Genomic DNA, 26,891 nt, shown 5'->3' with positions numbered 1-26,891 from the left:
CAGATAAGATCACAAGATATTTTTCAGAAAAAAAAGAATTCTATAATTTTTTTAATTAAAACACTTTAGTTGCAACAACATTCATATTAAATTAAAATAATTAATATCTTGAATTCAAGATATTTAGGAGTGAGTACAATGAATACACAAGGATTACACCATGTTACCGCATTTGCGAAAGATCCTGCTGAAAATCTTCGGTTTTATACTGAAGTATTGGGCTTGCGGCTCGTTAAGAAAACCGTTAATTTTGATGACCCGGCCACATATCATTTTTATTTCGGCAACCAAAACGGAGAACCGGGCACGATTATTACATTTTTCCCTTTTCAGGGAAGCCGCCCGGGAACCGTGGGAAAAGGACAGGCCGGAAGAATTTATTTCTCTGTGCCGAAAGGAGCACTCCCGTTTTGGCAGCGCCGGCTTGAAGAAAACGGCGTATCTGTAATAGAGGAGACCATGCTGTCTGAACAAGTTCTCCTCTTTGATGATACAGAAGATCTGCCGCTTGCCATAATGGAAGATGAAAGAAGCGGACAGAGTGAATGGACCCCTTCGGGAATTACTGAAAAAGAAGCGATTACAGGCATGAGAGGTGTTCTTCTGTACTCGTACCGTCCTGAAGCAACCATTCAATTTCTGATGGAACGCTTCGGTTATTCCAAGACAGGAGAAGAAAATCAGATTGTCAGACTGCAATCGGAGGCACGGATCGGACATATCATAGATGTTGACCTTGCACCGAAAGAAGCAGGTGCCGGCGGTTACGGGACAGTGCATCATGTCGCATTCCGCACCACCAAAAAAGAGCAGGCGGAATGGAAGGACATTCTTGCTGATTCTCATCTTGCTTCATCTGACATTCTTGACAGGTCTTACTTTACATCAATCTATTTCAGAGAAAGCGGCGGCATTTTATTTGAAATGGCAACCGATGAACCGGGCTTTATGACGGATGAATCCTTTGAAAATCTCGGAACAGAGCTGAAGCTTCCGGAATGGCTGGAAGAGCACCGCAGTCAAATTACCGCCATTCTACCCAAAATGGTGAAAGGAGATTGATCTAATGAAACATGTGTTTGAACAGGGAACGTCAGAAAATGTCCTGCTGCTTTTGCACGGAACGGGGGGAAATGAACATGATCTCCTCTCACTCGGACGTTTTATCGACCCGAATGCAAGTTTGCTCGGGGTCAGAGGATCAGTGCTTGAAAACGGCATGCCCCGTTTTTTTAAGCGGCTGAAAGAAGGCGTATTTGACGAGAAAGATTTAATTGAACGGACGGAAGAATTAAAGAATTTTATCGATGAAGCGGCGCAAATGTACGGATTTAGCAGAGAAAAAGTGATTGCTGCCGGCTATTCAAACGGCGCCAACATTGCAGCGAGTCTTTTGTTTCATTACAAAGACGTACTGAAAGGAGCGATTCTGCATCATCCCATGGTGCCGATTCGCGGAGTGAAGCTCCCTGATATGGCAGGGCAGCCTGTTTTTATCGGGGCAGGAAAACGGGATCCGCTGTGTACAAAAGAAGAATCGGAGGAGCTTTATCAGTATCTGACAGATGCTGGTGCATCCGTTTCTCTTGTTTGGCAGGAGGGCGGCCATCAGCTCACACAGCAGGAAGCCGAGCAGGCACGAATTTGGTACAGTGAGCGATTCTTATAAAAAAACCTTAGTCTGCATAAGCGGACTAAGGTTTTTTTCGGCTTACAGCCAAGTTGACACTTGTGATACAGGCAACCGGTTGCTTTTGTGCGCCGGTTTAACGGCTTTACCGATTGAAATCAGCATGACGGGCACGAAACGTTCACTCACGTCGAATTCCTTAACGAATTGCTCTTTATTGAATCCGCCGATCGCGCAAGTGTCATAGCCCTTTGCTTTAGCAGCAAGCATCAGCTGCATCGCTGCTAAAGAAGCGTTTAAAAATGCTGAATCACGGGCAAACTGTTCATTTTGGTATGCGCCGTTAATCTGGCCTAACAGCGTCTGTTTAATCTCTTCTGTGATATTGCCTTGCTCAGCCAGTTCAGAATAAACTTCTACACCATTTTCGTTTGCTTTTAAGTCGCCTAATACGGCAATGACTGCTGATGAATCAATAATCTGTTTTTGATTGAAAGCAACCGGTAGCAGGGCGGCTTTTGCTTCATCACTGTGGAATACTTGGAAATGCCAATGCTGAAGGTTCCAGGCAGATGGGGCTTGCGTCGTAATGTCCAGAAGTTCTGTTAATTCCTCTTTTGTAATGACCGCATCTTTATCGTATTCTTTAACGGATGCGCGTTCTTTTAAAACGTCTAATACGGATGTCATCATGTTTCCTCCTTCGGATAAACGTGTTATCATAATAGAAAAGTTAGAAGCTTACTAAATGTAACTCGGGAACTAATTTTAATGGATTACAGAAAACTTGTCAATTCATAGATGAAGGGATGAACTTACGTGGGATATACAATGTGTCCTAAAATGGAATCCGCTTTTTCGCTTTTGGGAAAGCGCTGGAACGGCCTTATTATTCATGTACTGATGGACGGGCCGAAACGTTTTAAAGATATGACCGAAACCATACCGACGATCAGCCAAAAAATGCTCGCGGAGCGGCTCAAAGAGCTGGAACAAAATGAAATCATCGAGCGCCAGGTGCTGCCTGAAACACCTGTCAAAGTCATTTACAAGCTGACTGATAAAGGCATGGCCCTGCAAGCCGTTTTTCAGGAAATGCAAAAATGGGCAGACAGTTTTTGCGAGCCCGGGGCATCTGTCAAAGACGAAACATGCCATGAATAACAAAGGCTGCCAAAGGCAGCCTTTTCTTCATAATATGATGTTCACTCTTCGTAAAAACCGTTGATATAAAAAAATGTCCAGAAGGAAATGATTCCCCCGGAGAAGATTCTTTCCTCAAAACCATGTTTCCAGTACAACTGAAATGCTGTTTCAATGAAAAGATAAGGCGTTGCAGTAACACCAAATCTTACGTCATAGACCTCGCTATAGCCGGACTCAATCCCGCAGCAGGAGCAGATATCGAATGTCATTATAAACAGGACTTTTCTTTAATCCTTTACTTCCGCATACGAAACAAGGATACATACAACTCACTAGCTAAGCCGGGCGGCGTTTTACAAACTTCCGGTTAAAAACTGAGCCTCCCCAAGCCCAAAGCTCCAGTCGGCGTTCCCGTTTTCTGTAATGGAAATCATGACGTCCTCGGGTGATATGCCGCATTCTGTTTCAAGCTGTTCAGCCATCAGTTTATACAACGTTTCTTTTTGATGTTCGGTGCGGGCTTTGCTGACAATGCTGATGATGACAAGGTCTTTGCTTCTTTTGAATCCGAGCCCGGTATCTTCAATGATGAGCTCATGGGGCGGATGCTGGTGGACGATCTGATAACGGTCTGTTACAGGGACGTTAAACGCTTTAACCATGGCGCCATGGGCGGTATCCAGTAATTTTTTTAATGCTGCGTCATCCCGTCCCTCAATGACGTCAAAACGAAGTAATGGCATATTTTTTTCCTCCTGTTGGTTTTATATTGTCGCAGTTTGTGAAAAAAGTATAACAGTTAATCAAAAGATATTCAAATTATAACCATGATTTTATATATTGATGTAATGGTTGAGAGAACACATCGTTTTACAATCGCCCAATCAATTTCCTCACTTTGTGAATACCTTTAAGAATAGGCAGACATAAAGGAGGAAAAAACATGTACCCTCGTCATGCATTGTATCGCGGGAATTTCGGACCTGCCGGATTTCCGGCGAGAAGTCCTTTTTTGTTCGGCGCTCCTTTATTCGGCGGGTTTTTAGGCGGCCTTCTCGGAGGCGTGATTGCCACAGGTTTTACGAGACCCCGGTATCCGTACGGTTTCGCCGGTTACGGATACGGAGGCGCCCCATACGGCGGTTTCGGTCCGGGAGTTGGCGGTTATCCGCCATTTTATTAAAGAAAAAACGGCCCATATCGCGGGCCGTTTTTTTTATCTTAAAATCTCCACTTCCGATAAATTGTAGTCTTCCTGTTTTGAAAACATGACTTCAATCATCCCGTCTTTGTAGACTGCTTTTGTTCCTTTCCGTTTGACGAGGCTCGGAAGAACGATTTCTTTTTTTCCCTCCGCCAGACTGCTGTTCTCTACAACAAGGCTGTGTGACGTATGCTTAATCCTGATCCGGTCGAGTTCATCCTGTTCGGCGGGAATTTTCACAAAAACATGATCTGATGTTTCAAACATGTCAATTTCCGGCTTGGGCGGTTCTGCTTCGACCGGCTCAGCTTTCTTCGACATCGGATCACGAAAAGGGAATTGCCCGGCATAATCGGCACCGAATACGCTTTCCATTACTCGGTTGACATAGGTATCGACATCTTTCGGATCAGCATTTTTAAACGTTTCTTTCGAGAACTGATTTTGGAAGGGAAAATATCTGTTCCAATCAAACACGGCATCTCACCCTTTCTTAACGGACAACATAGTATATGCCCGCCGGAAGCTTCCCGTGATATAATATAATCTGTTTACAGAAAGGAAGGGGAAGGCCGTGGAAGGGAATACCGCAAGAAAAGGAATCATTTATACCGCTTGTTCTTTCGCCATGTGGGGGCTGTTTCCGGTCTATTGGAAACTTCTTGAACATATACCCGCACTGGACATTTTAGCTCACCGGATTTTATGGTCGTTTGTCTTCATGTGCGTGCTTTTAACTGTTCTTAAGAAGTGGAAAACCGGATGGCGTGAACTGCGTCTTTTGAAATCTGAAGGAGGCCTGCTGGCGCTGTTTTTTGCTTCCGTTTTAATTTCCGTTAATTGGTTTGTGTACATATGGGCCGTCAATCACGGCTTTTTGCTTGAAGCAAGTCTCGGGTACTATATTAATCCGCTTGTTTCCGTTCTTTTGGGCATCCTATTTTTAAAAGAAAAGCTGAACAGGATGCAAGCGGCGGCCGTTTCTATTGCCGGGGCGGCCGTCATTATTTCTGCGTTTCAGTATGGCGCGGTTCCTTATATCGCATTGCTGCTTGCATTCAGCTTCGGCCTTTACGGCTTATGCAAAAAAAGAACGCGCATGTCCAGTATGATCGGGCTGACGCTGGAGACGCTTCTGATTACTCCGGCTGCCCTTATTTATTTAGGTTATACAGCTGACGGGAACGCTTCTGGGTCTTTGGGTGCAGGAACATGGACGCTGCTTTTTTTCGCAGGCGTATTTACGGCCCTGCCGCTGTTAATGTTTGCGGAGGGGGCAAAGCGTCTGCCGCTGTATCAAGTCGGCATTTTGCAATATATATCGCCGACCATCACCCTTATGCTCGGCGTATTTGTGTATCATGAACCGTTTTCCGGTCAAAAAGCGTTTACTTTTATTTGTATATGGGCGGCATTGCTCTTATTTACCTTTTCACAGATAAAATGGAAACGGCCGTTAAAAAGCCGCTAAGCCTTTCGCTTTCCAGCGGAAGCGTAAATTATGTATAATCATTACGAGTATGTAAAGGAGCTGTACAATGGGCACTGATAAAGACATAGCCAAAGCTTATCAAGCACTGTGGAATAACCGCACACTCCCGGCTTCAACTCTTGAAGAAGCGGAGAAGGCAATTGATCTTGAACTGCTTGATCAAAGAACACATCCGAGGCTCCGGAAGACGCCCGAGGAAAAGTTTGCTCTGGCGGTGCAGCGAATTGTAGATTCCCGGCTGCAGCCGATTGAGAAATATGAATTGGTTGAACTACATACGAAGCGTTTGCAATTTTTACGAGAAGAAAGAGGGGAGCAGCTATGAAAGCGATCATAAAAGAAGATGTGCAAACTTCTTTAGAACGATATGCCGATCGTCCTGTATATATCCATTTGGAAACAACGACCGGGTCTTATTCAGCGCATCTGAATGAGAAAAACATGACGGTTGTAGCCTATATACGCAATGCCAAAGTGACGTACCATCAGGCGAAAATCAAAGGAAACGGCCCGTACCGCGTCGGTTTGAAAACAGAAGAGGGCTGGATTTATGCAGAAGGTTTGACTGAATATACAGTGGATGACGAAAACCGCCTGTTAATGGCAGGGCATCTGCCGGGCGGTAAATTGGCGATTTCGCTTCAAATCAGCGAAAAACCGTTTACAGTTTAAAGAAAAGGGTGAAAATCATGAAAGAACATGTACTCGTCATCCTGCCTCACCCTGATGATGAATCATACGGAGTGGCAGGACTGATTGCTTTACACAGACAAAAAGATATTCCCGTTACGTACGCATGCGCAACGCTTGGCGAAATGGGCCGGAACATGGGAGATCCCTTTTTCGCGAACCGTGAAACACTGCCGCTGTTAAGAAAGCAAGAGCTGATTGACGCATGCAAGGCAATGGACGTCACTGACCTGAGAATGCTCGGGCTTCGTGATAAAACACTTGAATTTGAAGATGACGAGTGGCTCGCGGATATGATGGAGGAGATTATCGACGATGTAAAACCGAGTCTGATTGTCACATTCTATCCTGGACACGGCGTCCATCCGGATCATGATGCATGCGGCGAAGCGGTCATCAGAGCGCTTTACAGAAAGAAAAAAGAAGACCGCCCGCGCACGCTTTGCATGGCAATTACCCGTAACAGGGAGGAAGCTGTCGGCAAACCTGATGTTATTCTTGATATTAAAGAGGTCGCCGATATTAAAATGAATGCCTTAAAAGCACACCGCACTCAAACGGAAGGCATGCTGAGAGAGCTGGAAGAAAAAATAAAAAATAATGAGCCGGTTCTCCAGACCTGGTTTGAAGAAGAAGTGTATTGGACATATCCGTGGAAAGACTGATAAAAAAAGGATAAGGCATTTAGCCTTATCCTTTTTTACGTCAGATCGGAAGCGATCGCTTCAGCGAGCGAAGACCGTATTGACAAATTTGAAAAACTAAGTCCGAGCTGCACCGCGGTTTGGGCGATTTCAGGACGGATTCCGGATAATGTCGCTTTCACGCCGAGCATTCCGAGTGATTCAATTAAGGTGAAAAGCTGTTGGGCAACCATCGTATCAATCATGGCCACGCCTGATAAATCAATGTACAGCTGTGTTATCCGCTTCTCTGAACACTGGTGCAGCGTATTCTCCAAGATCATTTTGGCCCTTGCCGTGTCAATATCCCCAATCAGAGGCAGCAGTCCGACGTTGTCAAAAAGCACAATGACAGGTGAGCTCAGTTCGGTAATCAATTCTTTTTGAGCTTCAAGCTGAATGTTTGTGTTTTTATACATCTCCTCTATGAAAATATGAATGACCACATCAAATGATTTAATCAGCGTATGGAATATATCTTCGGCATCTTCCTCTGTCACGGTGTCTGAATGCAGTCTGGTAAACTGCTTCACATGGCCGACATACAAATCACGAACTCTGATAAACTCGCGAATGATGTAATGGATAGGAGTTTTTAAATGTTCTTTATCCTGTGCGGCTTCGAACGCCCACTTTTCCAATGCCGCCGTATAAACTTCTTTTTCCTCAGAAAAAATCCGATTGATTTGATAATTAAACGCCAGATTTTGTTTTTTCAGATTCGTGAGCACCGCCGGGTCAGAAGAAGCGTAAACAGAATCAGGATCCGTATCATGAAGGGTATCAAACCATGTCTGACTGATGTCTTCTGCCCGTTCGGTTAAATAATCGTACAGCAGTATATATTTTGGCATGCTGCGCCTCCTTTATGAAATCATCATTTTTTTCATATAACGCTTTTGCAGCTTGAGCAGTCTGAAGAATAAACCGGCAGCTCCTGCGGCGAGTCCTGCAATTAACCCGATCCAATAGCCGAATGCCCCGAGGCTTGTCCAGGTGCCGACTGCGTAACCGAGAGGAAGCCCGATGATCCAATAAGAAACAAACGCCGCACCGAGTGTATAATTGACATCCTTATATCCTCTCAGAGCGCCTTGTATCGGAGCTGCTACGGCATCAGAAAGCTGGAAAAAGAGTGCATAGATTAAAAAATGCTGCGTCAAAATGAGCACGTCCGGGTCTGATGTATACATTCCGGCGATCTGCGGTCTGAACAGCAAAATGAAAGCCGCCGTGCATAAAGAAAAACAAAGGGCCATCACAATCCCGATATAGCTGTATGAACGGGCATCCCTGTAGCGTTTTGCGCCTGCTTCAAAGCCGACCAATATGGTGAGCGCCATCGATACGCTGAGCGGCAGCATATACAACAGGGAAGCAAAATTCATTGCCGCCTGATGGGCTGCAATCGTCACCGTCTGGAAATGGCTCATGAGCAGTGTGACAGCCGCAAAAATGCTCGTTTCAAAAAATACGGCAAAACCGATCGGCAACCCGATTTTCAAAAGCTTTCTGCATTCTGACGGAGAAAACCGGTACAGCTTCCGAAATACAGAGTATCCGGCAAACGGCTCAAATCTGCAGACGATAAAAAAGCTGATGGCGCAAATACACCAGTAAGTCAGGGCGGAGGCAAGACCCGCACCGACTCCGCCCAATGCCGGCATGTTGAATTTCCCGAAAATAAACACATAATTCAAGACAAAATTGATAGGCAATGAGCAGAGCGTAATAAGCATAGTGATTCTCGTTTTGCCGAGCGCATCAATAAACGATCGCAAAACGGCGTAGACAAACAAAGGAAAAATGCCGAGGGATAAAAATCCTAAAAAGTGTTTGGCGATCGTCCGGACATGCGGTTCCAGGCCCAAATGTCCCAAAATCAAATCAACAGTCAAAAAGCCGATAACGATAACTGCCGCACTGAGAATGGCTGCTACATAAACGGCCTGGATGACGGAAAACGGCGCTTCCTTTTGTCTGCCGGCTCCAAACAGCTGCGATACAACGGGCGTAACGGCCATCAATATTCCTGCAAGCCCCGTATAAACCGGTGTCCACAGGCTTGAACCGATTGCAACGCCGGCTAAATCAGCGGCGCTCACTTTCCCTGACATCACCGTATCCAAAAAGGTAATCAAAGAAAGACCCGCCTGTGTAATTAAAATCGGAATAAAGATATGTAACAGCTGTCTGACCTTTTGGCCGATCGTGTTTGTTTCTCTCAAGTTAGGTTCCCCGTTTCTTTATTTTAACGAGAGAAATTATAACATTTTATGTATAAAAAGCAATGAGGCCCGGTCTACTCTTTTTTATCCGGTTTCGGCCTTTTAAACATCTTGGCATAAATGAATGAAAGTGAAATGACCCCTAAAAAGGTGCAAATATACTGCATCAGTCGTGCGAATTCCATATCAAGTCCGCCTCCTTTCATAATTATCGTGCACACTGCGGCGCATATCCATGCGCGCGATGCAGAAAATAAGGGAAAGGAGCTGAAGTGACATGCAACACATTCAAATGTCGGAAAGTGCGTTTACCGCTGCCGTTCAAACGTATTTGAAACAAATTACGGAGGATGCCGCAATGATACTGGGGACATTGGATGAAAAAGATCAATGCCTTCTTTGCGAACTAGATGAACTGGGACATACCTTTCAGGAAATGCAGGCTATTGCTTCGTCATTTTACCTGCAGTCATATATCGAACATTTTACGCCTTCCTATATAGAGCTGGCGAAAGCCGTGCAGCATCTGGCAGAAGAAAAGCATGGGGCGCTGATTGTGATTGAACGTACAGAACCGCTGGACGGAATGATACAAAAAGGGACAAGTCTGCATGCCGAGATCAGTTCAGCTTTAATTGAAAGTATTTTTTATCCCGGCAATCCGCTTCACGACGGAGCCGTATTGGTGAGAGAAAACCGTGTGGTATCAGCAGCCAATGTGCTTCCGCTCACAACAAAAAATGTTGATCTTAAATACGGAACGCGCCACAGGGCCGCGATGGGGCTTTCAGCCGTGACTGATGCACTCGTCCTCGTTGTTTCAGAAGAAACGGGAAAAATGTCCTTTGCTAAAGACGGCGGACTGTATCCGCTTGTTTCGCCGCGGGCGCTTCACACGAAATAATAAGAAAATGGGAATATTGTACCTATTTAATATTAATGAAGTGTACATCTTTACCTTTTTCTGTATTGATGTTATCGTTTAAATATACATAAAATTTAAAAGAATAGGGAGTGGAAAGATGGCAAATGTATTGATGATCGGTTTTCCGGGAGAAGGCCATATTAACCCGTCTTTAGGCGTTGTAAAAGAATTAAAGGCAAAGGGCGAACATGTCGTATATTACGGCGTGAAGGAATATGAGAACAAAATCGCGGCAAGCGGAGCGGAATTCCGTGAATATGAGGATTTCCGGAAAGATGAATTCGGAAAAAACGCAACGGGTGATGAACAGCGGGACGCTACAGAGTTTTTGCTATTAATGATTGAGACTTCTAAAAAAGCCGCACTCCGTATTCTTGAGGAAGTAAAAGATGAATCCTACGACTACATCATGTATGATCATCATTTTCTGGCAGGCAGGCTCGTGAGAAACATGCTGAAACTGCCGGCATATTCACTTTGCACGACATTTGCAATGAATGAAGCATTTATTAAAGAGGTCTTCTCAAATACAAACCTTGTATCAGAGGAATCATCCCATTATCCGGCTTATACCGAAGCGGTCAGCCTGCTCAATGAAGAATTCAGCGCAGACATTAAAACGCCGTATGATATTTTCTCAAATGACGGCAGAAAAACCATCGTGTTTACTTCAAGAGCTTTTCAGCCGAAAGAAGAAGAGTTCGGTGATTCTTACCTCTTTGTCGGTCCGTCCATAACTGACAGGGCGGCCGCTCATGATTTTCCGTTTGAACAGCTTGAAGGAGAAAACGTCCTGTTTATTTCAATGGGTACGATTTTTAACAACCAGAAGGAATTGTTTAATAAATGCTTAAAAGCGGTCAGGGACTTTAAAGGAAAAGTCGTCATGTCAATCGGCAAACATCTTGATCCGGCGGAGCTTGATGAAATCCCGGCGAATGTTATTGTAAAGCCTTATGTTCCGCAGCTTGAGATCTTAAAGAGAGCGGACTTATTTATCACGCACGGCGGAATGAACAGTACGAGCGAAGGGCTTTACTTCAAAACCCCGATGATCGTCATTCCGATGGGCGCTGATCAGTTCGCCGTCGGAAGCCAAGTGGAAAACACAGGCGCGGGCAAGATGTTTAAAAAAGAAAATGTGACGGCGGAACTGCTCACTGAAGCAATAAAAGAGTTGAGCGAAAACCCTGAATATCAGAAAAAAGCTGATGAAATCGGAGAATCCCTGAAAGCGGCCGGGGGAGCACAGCGTGCAGCAGAGTTGATATTGGAAGACGTAAAAACTGCCGAGACCCGGGTTCTGTAATCAGCCATCTCCCGTTTCCTTTATAGGAAGCGGGTTTTTTTGGTTGTTTTTCGGGAAGGATTTTTCCTGACACAAAGAGAATTGTATGAAAAACAGACAAGAAAGGTGGAATGTCGCGGAAAAAAGCCATGTTATGAAAATGATTCCAAAGTCTTTTGTGAAATCTTCTCAATTTATGTAAAATGTGTGGCATTGGTGATGATCTAAGGTCAAATGAAACAGAAATGATGTCGACTTCTGAATGAATTCTGAATAACAGACGGCGTTCAAAGAAAAGGAACGTCCCTTTCAGCAATGATAAATAGGAGGTTTTTCGTTATATGAAGAAAAAAATCGCAGCCGGTCTGGCTGTATCTGCAGTAATGACTTCAACCTTCGCCGTGCATCCCGCTGAAGCAAAAACCATCCAAGTAAAAAGCGGCGACTCTCTTTGGAAGCTTTCCCGACAATATCATACAAGCATTTCAGCCCTCCAGACGGAAAATAAATTGAAATCTACAATACTTCACCCCGGACAGCGGCTGAATATTCCTGATGGCAGCACACATAAAACGGACCAAAAAGGAAAAAAAAGCACAGGTGCTTATACAGTTACATACGGAGATTCCTTATGGGTGATCGCAAAAAAATACCGCATGAGTGTTTCTGAGCTGAGAAGCCTGAACCGTTTGAGTTCAGATGTCATCTATCCGGGCCAAAAACTGAAAGTTAAAGGTTCCGCCGGCAGCACGGACAGAGGCGGCAAACAGACAAAGCCTGATAAAGGCGCATCAGGGACTTACACTGTAAAACCGGGTGACTCGCTGTGGAAAATCGCCAATCAAATCGGCATTACGATAGCTGAATTGAAAAAGCTGAATCAATTAACGTCAGACATGCTGTATCCGAATCAAGTATTAAAAACCAAAGGCTCTTCACATAACGGAAACAGCGGCGCAACACCGCCATCTCATTCAAACCCTTCTGAGAAGCCATCCACTTACAAAGTAAAACCAGGCGATTCCCTCTGGAAAATTGCCAATCGGTTCGGCATCACCGCCCAGCTCATCAGAGAAAAAAATAAACTGACAACTGATGTGCTTCAAATCGGACAAGTTCTGGTGATTAACGGGACGGAAAAAACAGAAGACCCTGTGCGCCAGCCGGAAAACAAACCGGCCAAGCCAAACAAACCAAATACTCCGGAACCTCCGGTGACAGGATCAAAGATTGACAGAATGATTGGCGAAGCGAAAAAATATGTCGGCGTGCCTTACCGCTGGGGGGGCAATACGCCTGCGGGATTCGATTGCAGCGGCTATATCTATTACCTCTTAAATAAGGTAGGCTCCGTTTCCCGTCTGAGCACGGCCGGATACTGGAATACAATGAAACATATCAGCCAGCCGTCAGCAGGCGACTTCGTCTTTTTTACGACATATAAAGCGGGCCCTTCGCACATGGGAATTTATTTGGGCGGAGGAGATTTCATTCACGCCAGCTCCTCTGGGGTTGAAGTTTCAAACTTAAGCAATCCATATTGGAAAAAAGCTTATTTAGGAGCACGCAGTTATTTTTAAAAAAAGCCTTTCGGGGCTTTTTTTGTTTATCATTTTTACGTTTTGACAAGACTGATGGGTAAAAATAAGGGGGAGAAACCATGAATCGTCTCTTGTTTTTTCTCATGCTCGCATCAATCACGCTTTGCGGCTGCGGGGGCGGACCCGCTCCTGTTCCGTCCAAAAAACATGGAGAAAGCCGCGCGTTGGAAGCGTCCGCATACCGTGAGCATGCCGGACTCATCAATCAAAACGGAAAAAATATCGGTTATATTGAAGTGAAAGAATCTGATGATGAAGGGTCAGACATTCATATATCGGCGGATCATCTGCCCCCCGGCGCTTCTCTCGGATTTCACATTTATGAAAAAGGGGTGTGTCAGACACCTGATTTCGAATCAGCCGGCGGGCCGTTCAACCCTTTGAATAAAGAACACGGCTTCAACAACCCGATGGGGCATCACGCCGGAGATCTTCCCAATCTTGAAGTGGGTGCCGACGGTAAAGTGGATGTCATTATGAATGCGCCGCAAACTTCGTTAAAAGAAGGGAGCAGACTCAGCCTGCTTGACCGGGACGGGAGCGCGTTCATCATTCATGAACATACGGACGATTATTTAACAAACCCGAGCGGAAATTCCGGAGCCAGAATCGCCTGCGCTCCTCTGAAAAAAAGCGCCCGCAGGGAATAAGCCCTTTTGTATTGAGAATACAAGGGCTTTTTTAGTATACTCGGTTATGGAATCCAAATGGAAAGGAAACATCACCTATGACTTCAGAATTACAGCACTTATCACTGCCGGAAGATATACAAAACAAACTGCAAGCTTATCAAAATCATCCCGTTTCCCAAGAATTTCAGGATTTAATCGGATCATCGGGCTATGAAGCCGAAGATAAAGCGATTATATTCGATGCGGTCATCGCTTTGACAATGGGAAAAAATATTCTATTAAAAGGACCGACGGGTTCAGGGAAAACAAAATTGGCGGAAACGCTTTCGAACTATTTTCATAAACCGATGCACAGCGTCAACTGCTCCGTAGACCTCGATGCAGAAGCGCTTGTCGGCTATAAAACGATTGAAAATGAACAGGGCCAGGCGACAATTGAATTCGTTCCCGGACCTGTAACAACCGCAATGAACGAGGGACATTTTTTATACATTGACGAAATCAATATGGCGAAGCCTGAAACCCTTCCGATTCTGAACGGCGTGCTTGATTACAGAAAAATGATGACAAACCCGTTTACAGGAGAAGTGGTTAAGGCAAACGAAGGATTCGGTGTCATCGCCGCTATTAATGAAGGCTATGTCGGCACCGTGCCGCTGAACGAAGCCCTTAAAAACCGTTTTGTCATTATTGATGTGCCGTATATTAAAGGAAGCCTTCTGAAACAGGTTCTGACCTCTCAATCTGTTTTAAAAGATGATAAATTAATTGAGCGCTTTATGACATTGTCTTCTGATTTAATCGCACAAGCGCATAACGGGCAAGTGTCAGAGGAAGCGGCGTCCATCAGGGCTCTCATTGATACGTGCGACTTGGCTGCGTACATTCCGCCGAAACGGGCGATTGAAAGAGGCATTGTGGAAAAACTTGATGACGACAGGGAAAAAGCCGCTGTCAGAAATATTGCAGAAACGCTGTTCGAATGAGGAATGTACAATGAAGTTTATCAAATTTAACGACAGCACGATCGATTCGTTTTTGTTCATGATGCTGACTGATCTGGCCAAAACACTGACCAGAAGCAGTGAAGTGGAAGTGGAATACGGCGTGCAGTCTTACTACAATCCCTTTGAAAAGAAAATTTATATGAGCCACTTTTGGAAAGACAGGTCAGCCGGGGATATGGAAGCCGGCTTGAAAAGCGATGTGTATTTGCGCGCTGTCGGCACACGCAGCAGCTCATTCCGGGAATTTGCCGGGTTTTTAAATGACGTTCACCGGCGCTTCAACCGCCAAAGCTTTGCAAAGCAGCTGTTCATGCTGCTTGAGGATATCAGAATTGAAGAGCTGATCAAAAAAGAGCGGCCGGGGACGAAACGTGTATTTCAGAAGCGAAGGGAGATGTACAGGAAACATTTCACAACGCAGCTGACACTGAATTTAGAACGAAGCATTTTCACTGACGCTTTGTATTGCGCGATATTTGTCAAGCTGACGGCGGAGTCTCCGCTTGAAGGCATTCCTTCCATGCAGGAAGATATTGATATGATGATACCGTATATTGAACGCCAGCTCATCAGGGTGTATGAGGCGGATTCTACGAAAGAGATCGCAAGAATAACAGAAGACCTCATGGAAGGCCTTGATGAAGTGCTGGAGAAAGATATGCTGAACACATACTTTTTTCTGCCGGAACTTGATTACGAGAGAGCGGCTGAAGAGCCTTTATTCGAAAGCATCAAAAGAGCGCCGTCATTAAGCGACGACATCACGCTCCCTGAGTCTTCCGACGGAGATGAAGATATCCATGAAGAGAAAATGAATACGTGGCATCGGGAAACCGAAGCGCCGTCAAAAAGTTTCCTTCAATTTGATATTGAGCACGGCGCGAAATCAGATATTGGGAAAGACGCCGCCAGAGAAGGAGATGACGGTGATCAGGCGCTCGGCTCCGTTCAAGGCTCCGCACGGCAGACGAAAAGAGAGGATTACTCCAAGCTTGAGGCGCTTGAATCCAGACAGGATGAACATGAGGGCGCGGGGCTTGCCGACGGAAAAGAAAACAAGTTCGCTTTCCCGGTTTACCAAACACCTCATAAAGCATCGCCCGAGGAGGAGCAGTCTTATAAAGAACAGGCGAAAACGATAGAATCATATCAAAAACGCCTGAAGCAGATGATACAAAAGATACTTGAACACAAAAAAACGCTCCCGCGGACCGACCTTCACGCGGGCCGGCTGAATCGCAAGCTGCTCCGCTACTTTACGGAACGGAATCCGCGTCTTTTCTATAAAAAGCAAGACCCCTCTTCGGAAATTGACGCCGTTTTTACGTTGCTTGTCGATTGTTCGGCCAGCATGTTCGACAAAATGGATGAAACAAAAAGAGGGATTGTTCTATTCCATGAAGCCCTGAAATCAGTGTCCGTCCCGCACCAAATCGTCGGATTTTGGGAGGATACAAACGAAGCGACCGAAACGAGCCAGCCGAATTTCTTCAATACCGTGATTCCGTTTGAAGAGTCGCTGCTGCAGGCGGCGGGACCGCTGATCATGCAGCTTGCGCCGGAGGAAGATAACAGAGACGGATATGCCATCAGACAAATGACGAAACAGCTGATGCGGCGGAGTGAGGCGCAAAAGTTTTTAATCGTGTTTTCAGATGGAGAGCCGGCGGCATTCGGCTACGAACAAAACGGCATCGTCGATACGAGCGAGGCTGTCATCGAAGCGAGAAAAAGAGGGATAGAAGTCATAAATGTTTTTCTGTCCAATACTGCGATAGAAGAATCACAGATGAAAACCATTCAGGATATGTACGGAAAGTACAGTATTTTTGTTCCGGATGTCGATCAGCTGCCTGATGTGCTGTATCCGCTCTTGAAAAAACTGCTTCATAAAAGCATAGGATAGGCTTTTTCCTATGCTTTTTCGCTTTTTATTTTAAAATGATTTAATTTTTTCGTTATGGATCTGTTTTTTTACTATTTTGTGAACAATCAAGGTAGAATCCAAACGCAATCAATGGTAAAATACCCTTGGAAGCGTTTTTATTACATAATTTTGGGCACAGCGTTCAAAAGTTATTTCAAGATAGTGAATTGATCACTTGATTATCTAGGTTGGGGGTAATATTCAAATGTTTCAAAATAATATGAAACAAAGAATGAATTGGGAAGATTTTTACGGACCGAACCTCGGCTACGCACTGGAGCTGTACGACCAATATGCTGAAGATCCAGACAGCATTGATCCGGATCTGAAAGACATGTTTGACGAACTCGGCGCTCCGCCAAGCCAAATAAAAGAGGCATCGGGAACAAAGGAACAGGGACGAGTCACCGCAGATCTGATTCAAAAGATCGCATCAGCAGTTAAACTTGCAGAAGATATTCGAACCTATGGCCATCTGAACGCTTCCGTCAATCCGCTCAGAAAGGATCAAAAAAAGAGCGAGCTCTTTCCGTTATCCGAGTACGGGCTTACAGAAGAAGAAATGAAAGCAATACCCGCGTCTGTCATTTGTAAAGACGCACCTGCCAATATAACGAACGGCTTAGAAGCCATCCAGCATTTACGCAATACGTATAAAAGAACCATCTCCTTCGAATTTGACCATGTGCATGATTTCGAAGAGCGGGCATGGATTACAAAAATGGTCGAATCCGGAGAACTGTTCCGGAAAAATTCACCGGAAAAACTGTCAGCCGTTTTAGAAAGACTGACGGAAGTAGAAGGATTTGAACAATTTTTACACCGGACATTCGTCGGCCAGAAGCGTTTCTCAATTGAGGGATTAGACGCGCTTGTGCCTGTTCTTGACGACATTATCGCCCAGTCTGTGAAAGCAGGCACAACCAATGTCAATATCGGGATGGCGCACAGGGGCCGCTTAAATGTGCTCGCGCATGTGCTCGGCAAACCGTATGAGATTATTTTCTCAGAATTCCAGCACGCGCCGAATAAAGACCTTGTACCGTCTGAAGGCTCGACCGGAATCAGCTACGGCTGGACGGGAGACGTAAAATACCACCTCGGTGCAGACAGACAGTTACAGGATGCTGAAACCAAAAGCGCCCGGATTACGCTTGCAAATAACCCGAGCCATCTGGAATTCATCAATCCGATTGTTGAAGGAAGCACGAGGGCGGCACAGGAAACAAGAACGCAAAAGGGGTACCCGGTTCAAGACGAAACAAAATCGCTCGCCATTTTAATTCACGGTGACGCAGCGTTCCCGGGAGAAGGAATTGTCGCTGAGACGCTGAACTTAAGCTCTTTGAAAGGCTATCAGGTCGGTGGGGCCATTCATATCATCGCCAATAATATGATCGGCTTTACAACTGAAAGCGATGAATCACGCTCTACGAAATATGCCAGTGATTTGGCGAAGGGTTATGAAATCCCGATCGTTCACGTCAACGCCGATGATCCTGAAGCGTGCCTGTCAGCCGTTAAATTTGCGGTTGAATACCGGAAGCGGTTTAATAAAGATTTCTTAATCGATTTAATCGGGTACAGACGGTACGGCCACAATGAAATGGATGAGCCGTCCACGACACAGCCGATGCTGTATGACGCCGTGAGAAAACACCCGACTGTCAAGCGGATCTTTGCGGAAAAACTCGTAAGTGAAGGACTGATCAGCGAGGAAAAAGCGCAAAACATTGAAGCGACAGTGACAAAACGAATTGAAGACGCCTATAAAAAGGTGCCCGCCAAAAAAGAAGATGCCGTACGGGAAATCGAATTGCCGGAACCGGTATCCAACGGTTTTCCTGACGTTGACACAGCCATTGATTTTGATGTTCTCCGCAAGCTGAACGGCGAACTCATCAATTGGCCGGAATCCTTTAACGTGTTCGGCAAGCTGAAAAGAATCTTGGAAAGACGTGCAAAAGCGTTTGATGATGACCGTAAAGTGGAATGGTCATTGGCTGAATCGCTTGCGTTTGCTTCCATTTTGAAAGACGGCACTCCGATCCGGCTGACCGGGCAGGACTCAGAGCGCGGAACGTTCGCTCAAAGAAACCTTGTGCTGCATGACAGCGAAACAGGCAAAGAATTTGTTGCACTCCATCATTTAGACGACTGCGCTGCTTCATTTGCGGTGCATAACAGCCCGCTTTCTGAAGGATCGGTTCTCGGTTTTGAGTATGGATACAACGTGTATTCGCCTGAAACTCTTGTGATGTGGGAGGCGCAGTACGGGGACTTTGCCAATGCGGCTCAAGTCTATTTTGATCAATTTATATCTGCAGGACGGGCAAAATGGGGACAAAAATCAGGATTAGTCATGCTGCTTCCTCACGGTTACGAAGGACAGGGGCCTGAACACTCCAGCGGACGCGTCGAACGGTTCCTGCAGCTGGCGGCGGAAAACAACTGGACGGTGGCCAACCTGACAAGTGCGGCTCAGTATTTCCATATTTTAAGAAGACAAGCGAAAATGCTGCTTCGTGAGGAAATCCGTCCGCTTGTGATCATGACGCCGAAGAGCCTGCTCCGCAACCCGAATACGGTATCTGAAGTACAGGAGCTGAGCGAAAGCAGATTCAAGCCTGTCTATGAGCAATCCGGTCTTTCCCATGCTTATGAAAAAGTGACTCGCGTCGTATTATCAAGCGGAAAAGTGTCAATTGACATCAGCGATCACTTCAACAAAATGGAAGGCGATAAGGATTGGCTTCATATTGCCAGAATCGAACAGCTGTATCCGTTCCCGGCAAAAGACGCGAAAGAGCTTTTCGCCAAACTGCCGAACTTGCAAGAGATCGTTTGGGTTCAGGAAGAGCCGCAGAACATGGGGGCATGGAGTTATATCAGCCCGTATCTGACGGAAATCGCGCCAAAAGGAGTAAATGTTCAATACATCGGCCGAAGAAGACGATCCAGTCCCGCAGAAGGAGATCCGACTGTCCACAAAAAAGAACAGGAACGCATTGTATCTGATAGCTTGACTCGCAAAAACTAAGGGGGAAATGAAAAAATGGCGGAAATTAAGGTACCTGAATTAGCAGAATCAATCTCAGAAGGAACGATAGCCCAATGGTTAAAGCAGCCCGGTGACTATGTAGAACAGGGTGAGTACTTGCTTGAACTTGAGACGGACAAAGTAAATGTTGAATTGACAGCAGAAGAATCGGGTGTTCTAAAAGAGGTATTGAAAGATTCGGGTGATACCGTCCAAGTAGGAGAAATTATCGGTACCATTACAGAAGGCGCTGGCGAAAGTTCTGCACCTGCCCCTTCCGAAAGTGCTCCAGCCAAAGAACAAACGAAAGAGGAAGCAAAAGCTGAACCGGCTGCACAAGAAGTCAGCCAGGAAGCACAATCAGAAGCGAAATCCAGAACGGTAGCGTCTCCGGCTGCACGCAAGCTGGCAAGGGAAAAAGGAATTGATCTTTCACAAATTCCGACGGGGGACCCGCTCGGCCGCGTGCGCAAACAAGACGTGGAAGCTTATGAAAAACCGGCTTCAAAACCTGCGGCACAGACGAAACCGCAGGCTCAAAAAACACAGCAAAGCTTTGACAAACCTGTTGAAGTGCAAAAAATGTCCCGCCGCAGACAAACGATCGCGAAACGATTGGTTGAAGTGCAGCAGACTTCTGCGATGCTGACGACATTTAACGAAGTGGACATGACGGCCGTTATGAATTTAAGAAAACGCCGTAAAGACCAATTCCTTGAGCAAAACGAAGTAAAACTCGGTTTCATGTCTTTCTTTACAAAAGCCGTAGTGGCAGCTTTGAAAAAGTACCCGCTCCTAAACGCTGAAATTCAAGGTGATGAGCTGATCGTGAAAAAATTCTATGACATCGGTATCGCCGTTGCGGCTGAAGAAGGGCTTGTCGTCCCAGTCGTACGTGACGCTGATCGTCTGACATTTGCCGGCATTGAAAAAGAGATCGGCGAACTTGCGAAGAAAGCGCGAAACAATAAATTAACATTAGGTGAGCTGCAAGGAGGTTCCTTCACGATCACAAACGGAGGTACATTCGGCTCGCTTATGTCAACACCAATCCTAAACAGCCCTCAGGTCGGAATCTTAGGTATGCACAAAATTCAGCTGCGCCCTGTAGCGATTGATGCAGAGCGTTCTGAAAACCGTCCGATGATGTACCTTGCATTATCATATGATCACAGAATCGTAGATGGTAAAGAAGCGGTCGGATTCCTTGTCACAATTAAAAACCTGCTGGAAGATCCGGAACAGCTGTTATTAGAAGGATAATGGAGACAGACAAAAAGTACACTGCCCTTATGAGCGGTGTACTTTTTTATTTGAGAGAAGGGGAGTTGTATATGAAAAGCTGTTATCCGCTTGAGATTGAATTTGAATATAATGAAGAATTGCATTCTATCACTCCGGTTCTTCTGCAAGACGAACATGACACGGTTTTAATAGACTGCGGATATCCCGGTTTTATAAATCATCTTCAAAATGCTGCTGTCCGGCATGGATTGTCGCTTCAGTCACTGTCAAAAATCATTGCAACACATCACGATATAGACCATATCGGCTCACTCGCTGCACTGCACCGTCTGTACCCGGGTATCAGCGTGACAGCACATGAACATGAAGCGCCGTATATTGACGGCTCTAAAAAATCATTACGGCTTAAGCAGGCTGAATCAACGTTTTGTTCATTGCCAGAGGAGGCAAAACCTTATGCAAAACAGTTTATCCGCTCACTTCAATCAGTCGAAGCGGCTCCTGTTCATCGGCAAGTAACTGACGGCGAGCTGCTGCCTTGGTGCGGAGGCATTCGCATTGTAGCCACGCCGGGTCATACACCCGGCCATATCAGCCTTTATCTGCCTGCCGAAAAAACAATGATCGCAGGTGATGCGGTCGTCATTGAAGACGGAAAGCTGAACCTTGCGAATCCCCGCTATACGTTACATATGGATGATGCGGTCCGTTCCGTACAGCGCCTGCTCGATTACGATATCCGTCAATTGATTTGTTATCATGGAGGTGTGTTTCAGGGGAATGTAAAAAAGCGCTCCTGCACTTGCTTCGTGACCTGCAGAAAAAACAAGGATAGGGGCGGCAGCCGCCTATCCTTGTTCAGTTATGAAAGCGGAATCTTTACGTTTTCATCCTCTCCGATGCTGTTTTTCTCTTTTTTCTTTGACCAATAAGTGGCGAGAATTGATCCAGACAGATTGTGCCATATGCTGAAAATGACGCTCGGTACGGCTGAAAGGGGGGAAAAGTGGGCTGTTGCAAGCGCCGCGCCCAATCCGGAGTTTTGCATTCCGACTTCTATCGCAATCGCTTTTTGCGAAGCATAATCCATTCTGAACAGCTTTGCACCCAGGAATCCTAACAAATAGCCGATTCCGTTATGTAAGATGACCACGCATACAATCAGCAGTCCTGATTGAAGCAGGTGCTCACGATTTACGCTGACAACAGAGGAAACAATCGCTACGATGCCGATTACAGACACGAGAGGAAGCGCGTGAACAGCTTGTCCGACCTGTTTTCTGAAGAATAGCTTCACAATCACTCCGAGGACGATCGGTAAAAGCACGGCCTGCATAATTGAAACAAACAGTGAGCCGAAAGAAACAGGGAGCCACTCTTTCGCAAACAGCATAATGAGTGCCGGCGTTACAATAGGAGCAAGCAATGTTGAGATCGTGGTGACCGCAACCGAAAGCGCCGTATTGCCTTTTGCTAAAAAGGTCATGACATTTGAGGCGGTGCCGCCCGGACAGCAGCCGACCAGAATGACGCCCGCTGCAATTTCTGCGGGCAGGCGGAGCCCGACTGATAAACAGAAAGCCGTAAGCGGCATAATCGTAAACTGGGCTATGACTCCGATCACGACATGCCAAGGTTTTCTGATTAATTCTTTAAAATCGTCTGCTTGAAGAGTAAGCCCCATACCAAACATAATAATACCCAGAAAAATTGTCATATAAGAACTGATCCAAGAAAACAAATCAGGGCAGGCGAATCCTAAACCAGCAAAGACGATCACCCATAAGCCGAAAGTTTGTCCCGCAAACCCGCTTATTTTTTTCAACCATTCCATAAACACAGCTCCTTTTTCATCCAATCAGTCAAAAAATGAGACTGACTTTTCTGTATTCCATTATAAATAATATTCTGAATAATTCAATATTAAACATTAGTTATAAATAATGATATTATGTAAACTAATATCTTCTTGACTATTCAGACATATATTCTTAAAATTAATTTTTACACTGAAATGAATTGGGAGTGCTGAAGTGAAAGAAGCTAATCAATGGTCATCTAAGCTGGGATTTATTTTAGCTACGGCCGGCTCTGCAATCGGGCTCGGCGCAATATGGAAGTTCCCTTACGTAGCGGGAACCAGCGGAGGCGGCGCTTTTCTGCTCGTTTTTATTTTATTTACGATTTTAATCGGACTGCCGCTTCTGCTTGCTGAATTTATTATCGGCAGAAAAACACAAAAAAACGCCGTTGAATCCTACAAGGCGCTTGCGCCGGGGAAAAAGTGGCACTGGATCGGATATCTCGGAATCATTACGTGTTTTATTCTATTATCCTTCTACAGCGTAGTGGGGGGATGGATATTAATCTACATTATAAAAGGCTTTACAGGCGGTTTATCGCTCTCATCCGGATTTGATACGTTATTTATCAATACCATTTCAAACCCTTATGCAGCGGTTTTCGGACAGCTGCTGTTTATCGTGATGACGATTTTAGTTGTTGCAAAAGGGGTGAGCAGCGGCATCGAAAAAGTAAGCCAGGTGCTCATGCCGGCTCTGTTTATTCTGTTTATTCTCTTAATGATCCGCTCCGTTTCGCTCCATGATGCAGCGAAGGGGTTAAAATTCTTCTTCATGCCTGATTTTGGCGCGATGGATGCCAATACCATATTATACGCGATGGGACAGTCATTTTTCTCGTTAAGCGTCGGTGTGTCCGTAATGGTTACATACAGCGCCTATTTAGAAAAAAAAGAAAATATTGTTCAATCCGCAGTTTCGGTGACGGTATTAAATGTTCTTGTTGCCGTGATGGCGGGAGTGGCGATTTTTCCGGCGGTATTTTCATTCGGCCTCAAGCCGGATCAAGGCCCGCAGCTTTTATTTAACGTGCTTCCGACCATCTTTAACCAAATGCCGTTCGGCATCGTGTTTTTACTCGCCTTTTTGCTGCTGTTTTTATTTGCGACGCTGACATCAGCATTTTCAATGCTTGAGATTTTGGTTGCCGTTTTGTCAAAAGGCGATTCGGCAAAACGAAAGCGGTATGCATGGCTCGGGGGGCTTGCAATATTTATTGTCGGAGTGCCTTCGGCGCTGTCGTACGGAATTTTGAGTGATGTTTCCATTTTTCACCGCAGTATTTTTGACGCTGCGGATTTTCTGGTCAGCAATGTCTTAATGCCGCTGGGCGCGCTTTTAATTGCCGTTTTCGTACCGCTGAAAATTCCGAAACAGGCGCTGTTTGACGAATTGAAAAGCGGTTCAGGCATAAAACGAAAATGGTTTACAGTGTGGCTCTTATTAATCCGTTATGTGTCTCCTGTAGCTATTATTATCGTTTTTCTGCACGTGCTCGGTATTTTTTAAATCAAAAGAAGCAGGCCCCCGTTCTAAACGGGGGCTTTTTTTAATAAAGCGGCCACATCACGCGGTGCGCTTGCTCAAACCGTTTCTCCGCCTCACGCCAATCCACGACATTCCACCATTGATCCACGTAAGCCGCGCGGTCGTTTTTATATTGTAAATAATAAGCGTGTTCCCACACATCCAAAGGGAGCAAAGGGATGATGTCCCATTGACTGAAGTGCTGATGCTTCTCAGCGGCCAAAATCTCCAGCCGTCCCGAGCGCGGCGCCCAGACAAGGATAGCCCAGCCGACTCCTTCGACTTTTTTCGCTGCCTGAGAAAATTGTTCTTTAAAAGCAGAATAGCTGCCGAATGACACATCAATCATTTGAAAGAGAGCGCCCGTCGGCCGTCTTTTTCCGTTTGGATTCATGGAAAACCAGAAAATACTGTGCAGATAATGGCCGGCGCCGTGAAATGCCAATTGCCGCTCCCAATGCGCCACTAAGTCGTACTGTTTCGTCTGGCGCGCGTTTTTCAGCTCAAGTTCAGCTTTATTCAGGCCGTCAACGTAGCTTTGATGGTGTTTTGTATGGTGAAGTTTCATAATCTCCCTTGAAATATACGGTTCCAGGGCGGAATAACTGTAAGGCAGTTTAGGCAGAACATGCTTGCCGATCGGCACATAGGCTCTGCGCTCCTCCGGCTCTTCCGATTCGGAAATGTCCCGGTAAAGAGCTGATGCCTGTTCGTACCATTCCGCCTCCGTTAATCCATCATCCTGAAGGGTGTGAAAAATCCGGTCGATTTGTGCCGCGAAGCGATCGAACCGCCCTTGCTGAATGACTTGTTCCTTCAAGGTTTCACACCAATTCAGCATCTCGGTTTGATAAGCGTGCCGTTTCATTTTTCTTCCTCCTTTTCACTCACTTTCATGAAAGTGCTGAGCGCAAGCAAAGAAAACACATACGGGTAGCTGTGATACTTGATGTAAAACTGCTTCGGAAGGCCGATTCCAGTCGGATAGGTGAAATGAGCTCCTTCGTAATGCCGGTTTTCAATAAGAAACGATATACCTTTTGTGACGGCTTGGTGATGAGGTTTTTCGTATTGTAGCAAAGCTTCCGCCGCCCACGCCGTCTGTATAACCGTCCCGTAAGAAAGCGGGACATAGGTTTTGATTTCTGCGCTTTTACAGGATTCTCCCCAGCTTCCGTCCTCGTTTTGAATGGACTTCAGCCAGCGGATCGCTTTTTTCACGGCCGGGTGGTTATGGCTGACACCGCAAGCCTTCATGCCCGTCAGCGCCGCCCATGTTCCGTAAATATAGCAGACACCCCATCTGCCGTACCACGATCCGTCCTCCTCTTGATGGCGGATCAGCCATTGAACGGCCTTTTCAACCTGGGGATGATCCGATGAAAGCCCCGCTTTTCCTAAACAGTGCAGCACCCGTCCAGTTAAATCGCTTGTTGAAGGGTCGATGGCAGCTTCCTCAGCCGATTCAAGCGGCAGCAGGCGGATCAGGGGATGATTTACATTTTTCTCAAAAGCAGAGAAGCCCCCGTCACTGTTTTGCATTGACAAAAGCCAGCTCAGTCCGCGCTCCCATGAGGCGGGATAAAGTTTTCGCGGGATGGCTTTAAGCACTGCGGCTGTGTCATCACAATCAGGATTATTCGTGTTGATGTTTGAAAAACCCCATCCTCCCGGTTCTGCATGCGGGTTGTGAACGGCCCAATCCGCTACTTTCGTCTGCTGCCGTTCACGCAAAAATCGAGCGGCGCTGGTGATCATCTGATCGTTATCTGAGATGCCGCTTTCCATAAGCGCATAGTTAAGAAGCGCTGTATCCCAAACAGTTGACGTTGAATTTTCCAGATACGGTATATTGCCGCAAGACGTGAGTAAAGCTTTCGTGCCGGCAAGCGCCTTTCTGATAACGGGGGAGTGGCGTGATACACCGAGAGCGAGCAGGCTGTACACCATAAAAATAGTGGCGCTTGCATAGCTTGTACAATGTGCCGTCTTCTTCTATCCGGTCAAGCATATACGTTTTGGCCGTACGCAGACCAAGCTGGTGAAAAGCGGCAGGAATCTGCAAAAGCCGCTTCCAGTGTGCGAAAAGAGAAGCGAGGTCTCTGTCCTCTGCCTGATCGGAACGAAGCCATGTAAACGGATTTTTGGTCATATGCTGATCTAAATGCTCGAGAGACGGAACGTTTGGGTTTTTCAGCGAAAATCTTTTGTTTAGCGTCACAGCCATCGGAACAAAATGAATACGCGCGTATGTACTGAACTGATAAAAATGCAGCGGGAAGGATGGGGGAATCACTAAGAAAGATAATGGCAGGTGCAGTGCGGGCCATGGATATAGGCCGTTTGCCGCCAGCATCCACTTTGTCATGAAGTGTACGTTACGCAAGCCGCCGTTTGAGATGATAAAGCGTTCGGCCTGAATCATATGCGCTTCAGAACGGTTATATAAGCCGGAAGCCAGCAAGCCGACATAGCCCTGTACAGTGGCGGTCACATTTCCTTTCCGTTCATCAGGATAGTTGGCAAATGTTCCGTCAGGGCGCTGCTTCGCGCGGATGCCTTCAGCAAGCTCAGCGATCAGTTCTTTATCATTGTCTCCGAGAGAAGTGAGGAGGAGGATCAGAAAGGCGTTAGTCAAAATCGGACCTTCAAAACAAAATGACCATGAGCCGTCCGCATTTTGCTTTTCTCTTAATAGGGAGATGGTTTTCCTTTGGCGGCTTCTGACTTTTTCATGAATAGTGCTCACACTCGCTCAACTCCT

The 26,891-nt window shown here is 45.9% G+C and carries 24 protein-coding genes and 2 pseudogenes; 18 read left to right on the top strand and 8 right to left on the bottom strand.

All coding sequences use genetic code 11. The features are described 5' to 3' along the window. Window positions 1-138 precede the first annotated feature (138 nt). The gene (locus ACW5MY_RS09800; RefSeq protein ID WP_014470288.1) at window positions 139-1,062 is read left to right on the top strand and encodes a ring-cleaving dioxygenase; all 924 of its coding nucleotides are present in this window, start codon (window positions 139-141) and stop codon (window positions 1,060-1,062) included. 4 nt (window positions 1,063-1,066) lie between these two features. Beyond that, window positions 1,067-1,669, top strand: coding sequence for an alpha/beta hydrolase (locus ACW5MY_RS09795; RefSeq protein WP_014470289.1), 603 nt, complete (start codon window positions 1,067-1,069; stop codon window positions 1,667-1,669). A 42-nt stretch (window positions 1,670-1,711) separates the two neighbouring features. On the opposite strand, the gene ACW5MY_RS09790 is transcribed toward ACW5MY_RS09795, so the two are convergent. Continuing rightward, window positions 1,712-2,320 carry a nitroreductase family protein gene (locus ACW5MY_RS09790; protein ID WP_041481647.1) on the bottom strand — a complete coding sequence of 203 codons (609 nt, stop codon included), beginning with the start codon at window positions 2,318-2,320 and terminating at the stop codon, window positions 1,712-1,714. A gap of 129 nt (window positions 2,321-2,449) precedes the next feature. On the opposite strand from ACW5MY_RS09790, the gene ACW5MY_RS09785 reads away from it, so the two are divergent. Further along, window positions 2,450-2,794, top strand: coding sequence for a winged helix-turn-helix transcriptional regulator (locus ACW5MY_RS09785; protein WP_014470291.1), 345 nt, complete (start codon window positions 2,450-2,452; stop codon window positions 2,792-2,794). Between the two features lie 335 nt (window positions 2,795-3,129). On the opposite strand, the gene ACW5MY_RS09780 is transcribed toward ACW5MY_RS09785, so the two are convergent. Continuing rightward, the gene (locus ACW5MY_RS09780; RefSeq protein WP_013352547.1) at window positions 3,130-3,519 is read right to left on the bottom strand and encodes a tautomerase family protein; all 390 of its coding nucleotides are present in this window, start codon (window positions 3,517-3,519) and stop codon (window positions 3,130-3,132) included. Window positions 3,520-3,719: 200 nt separating this feature from the next. Between ACW5MY_RS09780 and ACW5MY_RS09775 the strand changes: the two genes are divergently transcribed. Further along, on the top strand, window positions 3,720-3,959 hold the full coding sequence (locus tag ACW5MY_RS09775; protein WP_013352546.1) for a hypothetical protein: 240 nt from the start codon (window positions 3,720-3,722) through the stop codon (window positions 3,957-3,959). A gap of 33 nt (window positions 3,960-3,992) precedes the next feature. Here the strand turns inward: ACW5MY_RS09775 and ACW5MY_RS09770 are convergent, their stop codons facing one another. Further along, window positions 3,993-4,457 (bottom strand): Hsp20/alpha crystallin family protein, encoded by a 465-nt coding sequence (locus ACW5MY_RS09770; protein WP_289394434.1) that lies wholly within the window; start codon window positions 4,455-4,457, stop codon window positions 3,993-3,995. Between the two features lie 97 nt (window positions 4,458-4,554). On the opposite strand from ACW5MY_RS09770, the gene rarD reads away from it, so the two are divergent. The 4 genes from rarD to bshB2 all read left to right on the top strand — a co-directional run bounded on the left by rarD (window position 4,555) and on the right by bshB2 (window position 6,827). Further along, on the top strand, window positions 4,555-5,451 hold the full coding sequence (gene rarD, locus ACW5MY_RS09765) for an EamA family transporter RarD (protein WP_013352544.1): 897 nt from the start codon (window positions 4,555-4,557) through the stop codon (window positions 5,449-5,451). Window positions 5,452-5,518: 67 nt separating this feature from the next. Further along, on the top strand, window positions 5,519-5,797 hold the full coding sequence (locus ACW5MY_RS09760) for a hypothetical protein (protein WP_013352543.1): 279 nt from the start codon (window positions 5,519-5,521) through the stop codon (window positions 5,795-5,797). Then, window positions 5,794-6,144 carry a YojF family protein gene (locus tag ACW5MY_RS09755; RefSeq protein ID WP_007407960.1) on the top strand — a complete coding sequence of 117 codons (351 nt, stop codon included), beginning with the start codon at window positions 5,794-5,796 and terminating at the stop codon, window positions 6,142-6,144. The genes ACW5MY_RS09760 and ACW5MY_RS09755 overlap by 4 nt, the downstream gene beginning before the upstream one ends. A 17-nt stretch (window positions 6,145-6,161) precedes the next feature. Then, on the top strand, window positions 6,162-6,827 hold the full coding sequence (gene bshB2 / locus ACW5MY_RS09750) for a bacillithiol biosynthesis deacetylase BshB2 (RefSeq protein ID WP_013352542.1): 666 nt from the start codon (window positions 6,162-6,164) through the stop codon (window positions 6,825-6,827). Window positions 6,828-6,862: 35 nt separating this feature from the next. Here bshB2 and ACW5MY_RS09745 read toward each other — a convergent pair whose 3' ends face one another. Both ACW5MY_RS09745 and ACW5MY_RS09740 read right to left on the bottom strand, forming a co-directional pair. Beyond that, complete coding sequence (locus ACW5MY_RS09745; protein ID WP_013352541.1) at window positions 6,863-7,699, bottom strand: STAS domain-containing protein; 837 nt, start codon at window positions 7,697-7,699, stop codon at window positions 6,863-6,865. Between the two features lie 12 nt (window positions 7,700-7,711). Then, the gene (locus ACW5MY_RS09740; protein ID WP_013352540.1) at window positions 7,712-9,073 is read right to left on the bottom strand and encodes an MATE family efflux transporter; all 1,362 of its coding nucleotides are present in this window, start codon (window positions 9,071-9,073) and stop codon (window positions 7,712-7,714) included. Between the two features lie 277 nt (window positions 9,074-9,350). On the opposite strand from ACW5MY_RS09740, the gene cdaS reads away from it, so the two are divergent. The 9 genes and pseudogenes from cdaS to ACW5MY_RS09695 all read left to right on the top strand — a co-directional run bounded on the left by cdaS (window position 9,351) and on the right by ACW5MY_RS09695 (window position 21,573). Continuing rightward, window positions 9,351-9,977, top strand: a complete 627-nt coding sequence (gene cdaS, locus ACW5MY_RS09735) for a sporulation-specific diadenylate cyclase CdaS (RefSeq protein WP_013352539.1) — start codon at window positions 9,351-9,353, stop codon at window positions 9,975-9,977. A 118-nt stretch (window positions 9,978-10,095) separates the two neighbouring features. After that, complete coding sequence (locus ACW5MY_RS09730) at window positions 10,096-11,307, top strand: macrolide family glycosyltransferase (protein WP_013352538.1); 1,212 nt, start codon at window positions 10,096-10,098, stop codon at window positions 11,305-11,307. Between the two features lie 320 nt (window positions 11,308-11,627). Further along, window positions 11,628-12,866, top strand: coding sequence for a C40 family peptidase (locus tag ACW5MY_RS09725; RefSeq protein ID WP_013352537.1), 1,239 nt, complete (start codon window positions 11,628-11,630; stop codon window positions 12,864-12,866). Between the two features lie 80 nt (window positions 12,867-12,946). Then, complete coding sequence (locus ACW5MY_RS09720) at window positions 12,947-13,537, top strand: superoxide dismutase family protein (RefSeq protein ID WP_013352536.1); 591 nt, start codon at window positions 12,947-12,949, stop codon at window positions 13,535-13,537. A gap of 77 nt (window positions 13,538-13,614) precedes the next feature. Continuing rightward, window positions 13,615-14,505 (top strand): AAA family ATPase, encoded by an 891-nt coding sequence (locus ACW5MY_RS09715; RefSeq protein WP_013352535.1) that lies wholly within the window; start codon window positions 13,615-13,617, stop codon window positions 14,503-14,505. Window positions 14,506-14,515: 10 nt separating this feature from the next. After that, complete coding sequence (locus ACW5MY_RS09710; RefSeq protein WP_013352534.1) at window positions 14,516-16,432, top strand: vWA domain-containing protein; 1,917 nt, start codon at window positions 14,516-14,518, stop codon at window positions 16,430-16,432. A 226-nt stretch (window positions 16,433-16,658) separates the two neighbouring features. Further along, the gene (gene sucA, locus ACW5MY_RS09705) at window positions 16,659-19,493 is read left to right on the top strand and encodes a 2-oxoglutarate dehydrogenase E1 component (protein WP_013352533.1); all 2,835 of its coding nucleotides are present in this window, start codon (window positions 16,659-16,661) and stop codon (window positions 19,491-19,493) included. Window positions 19,494-19,508: 15 nt separating this feature from the next. Next, the gene (gene odhB, locus ACW5MY_RS09700) at window positions 19,509-20,756 is read left to right on the top strand and encodes a 2-oxoglutarate dehydrogenase complex dihydrolipoyllysine-residue succinyltransferase (RefSeq protein ID WP_013352532.1); all 1,248 of its coding nucleotides are present in this window, start codon (window positions 19,509-19,511) and stop codon (window positions 20,754-20,756) included. Window positions 20,757-20,827: 71 nt separating this feature from the next. Beyond that, a pseudogene (locus ACW5MY_RS09695) lies at window positions 20,828-21,573 on the top strand (MBL fold metallo-hydrolase). 27 nt (window positions 21,574-21,600) lie between these two features. Here the strand turns inward: ACW5MY_RS09695 and ACW5MY_RS09690 are convergent. Continuing rightward, window positions 21,601-22,572 carry a bile acid:sodium symporter family transporter gene (locus tag ACW5MY_RS09690; protein WP_462061604.1) on the bottom strand — a complete coding sequence of 324 codons (972 nt, stop codon included), beginning with the start codon at window positions 22,570-22,572 and terminating at the stop codon, window positions 21,601-21,603. Window positions 22,573-22,771: 199 nt separating this feature from the next. Between ACW5MY_RS09690 and ACW5MY_RS09685 the strand changes: the two genes are divergently transcribed. After that, window positions 22,772-24,109 carry a sodium-dependent transporter gene (locus ACW5MY_RS09685; RefSeq protein ID WP_013352529.1) on the top strand — a complete coding sequence of 446 codons (1,338 nt, stop codon included), beginning with the start codon at window positions 22,772-22,774 and terminating at the stop codon, window positions 24,107-24,109. Between the two features lie 40 nt (window positions 24,110-24,149). Here the strand turns inward: ACW5MY_RS09685 and ACW5MY_RS09680 are convergent, their stop codons facing one another. After that, the gene (locus ACW5MY_RS09680) at window positions 24,150-24,995 is read right to left on the bottom strand and encodes a superoxide dismutase (protein ID WP_013352528.1); all 846 of its coding nucleotides are present in this window, start codon (window positions 24,993-24,995) and stop codon (window positions 24,150-24,152) included. Further along, window positions 24,992-26,876, bottom strand: a pseudogene (locus tag ACW5MY_RS09675) (terpene cyclase/mutase family protein). The gene ACW5MY_RS09680 and the pseudogene ACW5MY_RS09675 overlap by 4 nt, the downstream one beginning before the upstream one ends. Window positions 26,877-26,891: the final 15 nt, after the last annotated feature.

Source organism: Bacillus sp. Bwzl_19 (assembly GCF_054900515.1).
The sequence above is the reverse complement of the archived record's forward strand: the minus strand, read 5'-3'. Positions and strand labels throughout refer to the sequence as shown.

Bases quoted from the DNA above. Each gene is read 5' to 3' on its own strand.
- ACW5MY_RS09755 (WP_007407960.1), top strand. From the start codon at position 5,794: ATGAAAGCGATCATAAAAGAAGATGTGCAAACTTCTTTAGAACGATAT.
- ACW5MY_RS09715 (WP_013352535.1), top strand. From the start codon at position 13,615: ATGACTTCAGAATTACAGCACTTATCACTGCCGGAAGATATACAAAAC.
- ACW5MY_RS09710 (WP_013352534.1), top strand. From the start codon at position 14,516: ATGAAGTTTATCAAATTTAACGACAGCACGATCGATTCGTTTTTGTTC.
- ACW5MY_RS09725 (WP_013352537.1), top strand. From the start codon at position 11,628: ATGAAGAAAAAAATCGCAGCCGGTCTGGCTGTATCTGCAGTAATGACT.
- ACW5MY_RS09790 (WP_041481647.1), bottom strand. From the start codon at position 2,320: ATGACATCCGTATTAGACGTTTTAAAAGAACGCGCATCCGTTAAAGAA.
- odhB (WP_013352532.1), top strand. From the start codon at position 19,509: ATGGCGGAAATTAAGGTACCTGAATTAGCAGAATCAATCTCAGAAGGA.
- ACW5MY_RS09730 (WP_013352538.1), top strand. From the start codon at position 10,096: ATGGCAAATGTATTGATGATCGGTTTTCCGGGAGAAGGCCATATTAAC.
- ACW5MY_RS09720 (WP_013352536.1), top strand. From the start codon at position 12,947: ATGAATCGTCTCTTGTTTTTTCTCATGCTCGCATCAATCACGCTTTGC.
- ACW5MY_RS09690 (WP_462061604.1), bottom strand. From the start codon at position 22,572: ATGGAATGGTTGAAAAAAATAAGCGGGTTTGCGGGACAAACTTTCGGC.
- ACW5MY_RS09680 (WP_013352528.1), bottom strand. From the start codon at position 24,995: ATGAAACGGCACGCTTATCAAACCGAGATGCTGAATTGGTGTGAAACC.
- ACW5MY_RS09800 (WP_014470288.1), top strand. From the start codon at position 139: ATGAATACACAAGGATTACACCATGTTACCGCATTTGCGAAAGATCCT.
- ACW5MY_RS09780 (WP_013352547.1), bottom strand. From the start codon at position 3,519: ATGCCATTACTTCGTTTTGACGTCATTGAGGGACGGGATGACGCAGCA.
- ACW5MY_RS09775 (WP_013352546.1), top strand. From the start codon at position 3,720: ATGTACCCTCGTCATGCATTGTATCGCGGGAATTTCGGACCTGCCGGA.
- ACW5MY_RS09760 (WP_013352543.1), top strand. From the start codon at position 5,519: ATGGGCACTGATAAAGACATAGCCAAAGCTTATCAAGCACTGTGGAAT.
- ACW5MY_RS09745 (WP_013352541.1), bottom strand. From the start codon at position 7,699: ATGCCAAAATATATACTGCTGTACGATTATTTAACCGAACGGGCAGAA.
- bshB2 (WP_013352542.1), top strand. From the start codon at position 6,162: ATGAAAGAACATGTACTCGTCATCCTGCCTCACCCTGATGATGAATCA.
- sucA (WP_013352533.1), top strand. From the start codon at position 16,659: ATGTTTCAAAATAATATGAAACAAAGAATGAATTGGGAAGATTTTTAC.
- cdaS (WP_013352539.1), top strand. From the start codon at position 9,351: ATGCAACACATTCAAATGTCGGAAAGTGCGTTTACCGCTGCCGTTCAA.
- ACW5MY_RS09795 (WP_014470289.1), top strand. From the start codon at position 1,067: ATGAAACATGTGTTTGAACAGGGAACGTCAGAAAATGTCCTGCTGCTT.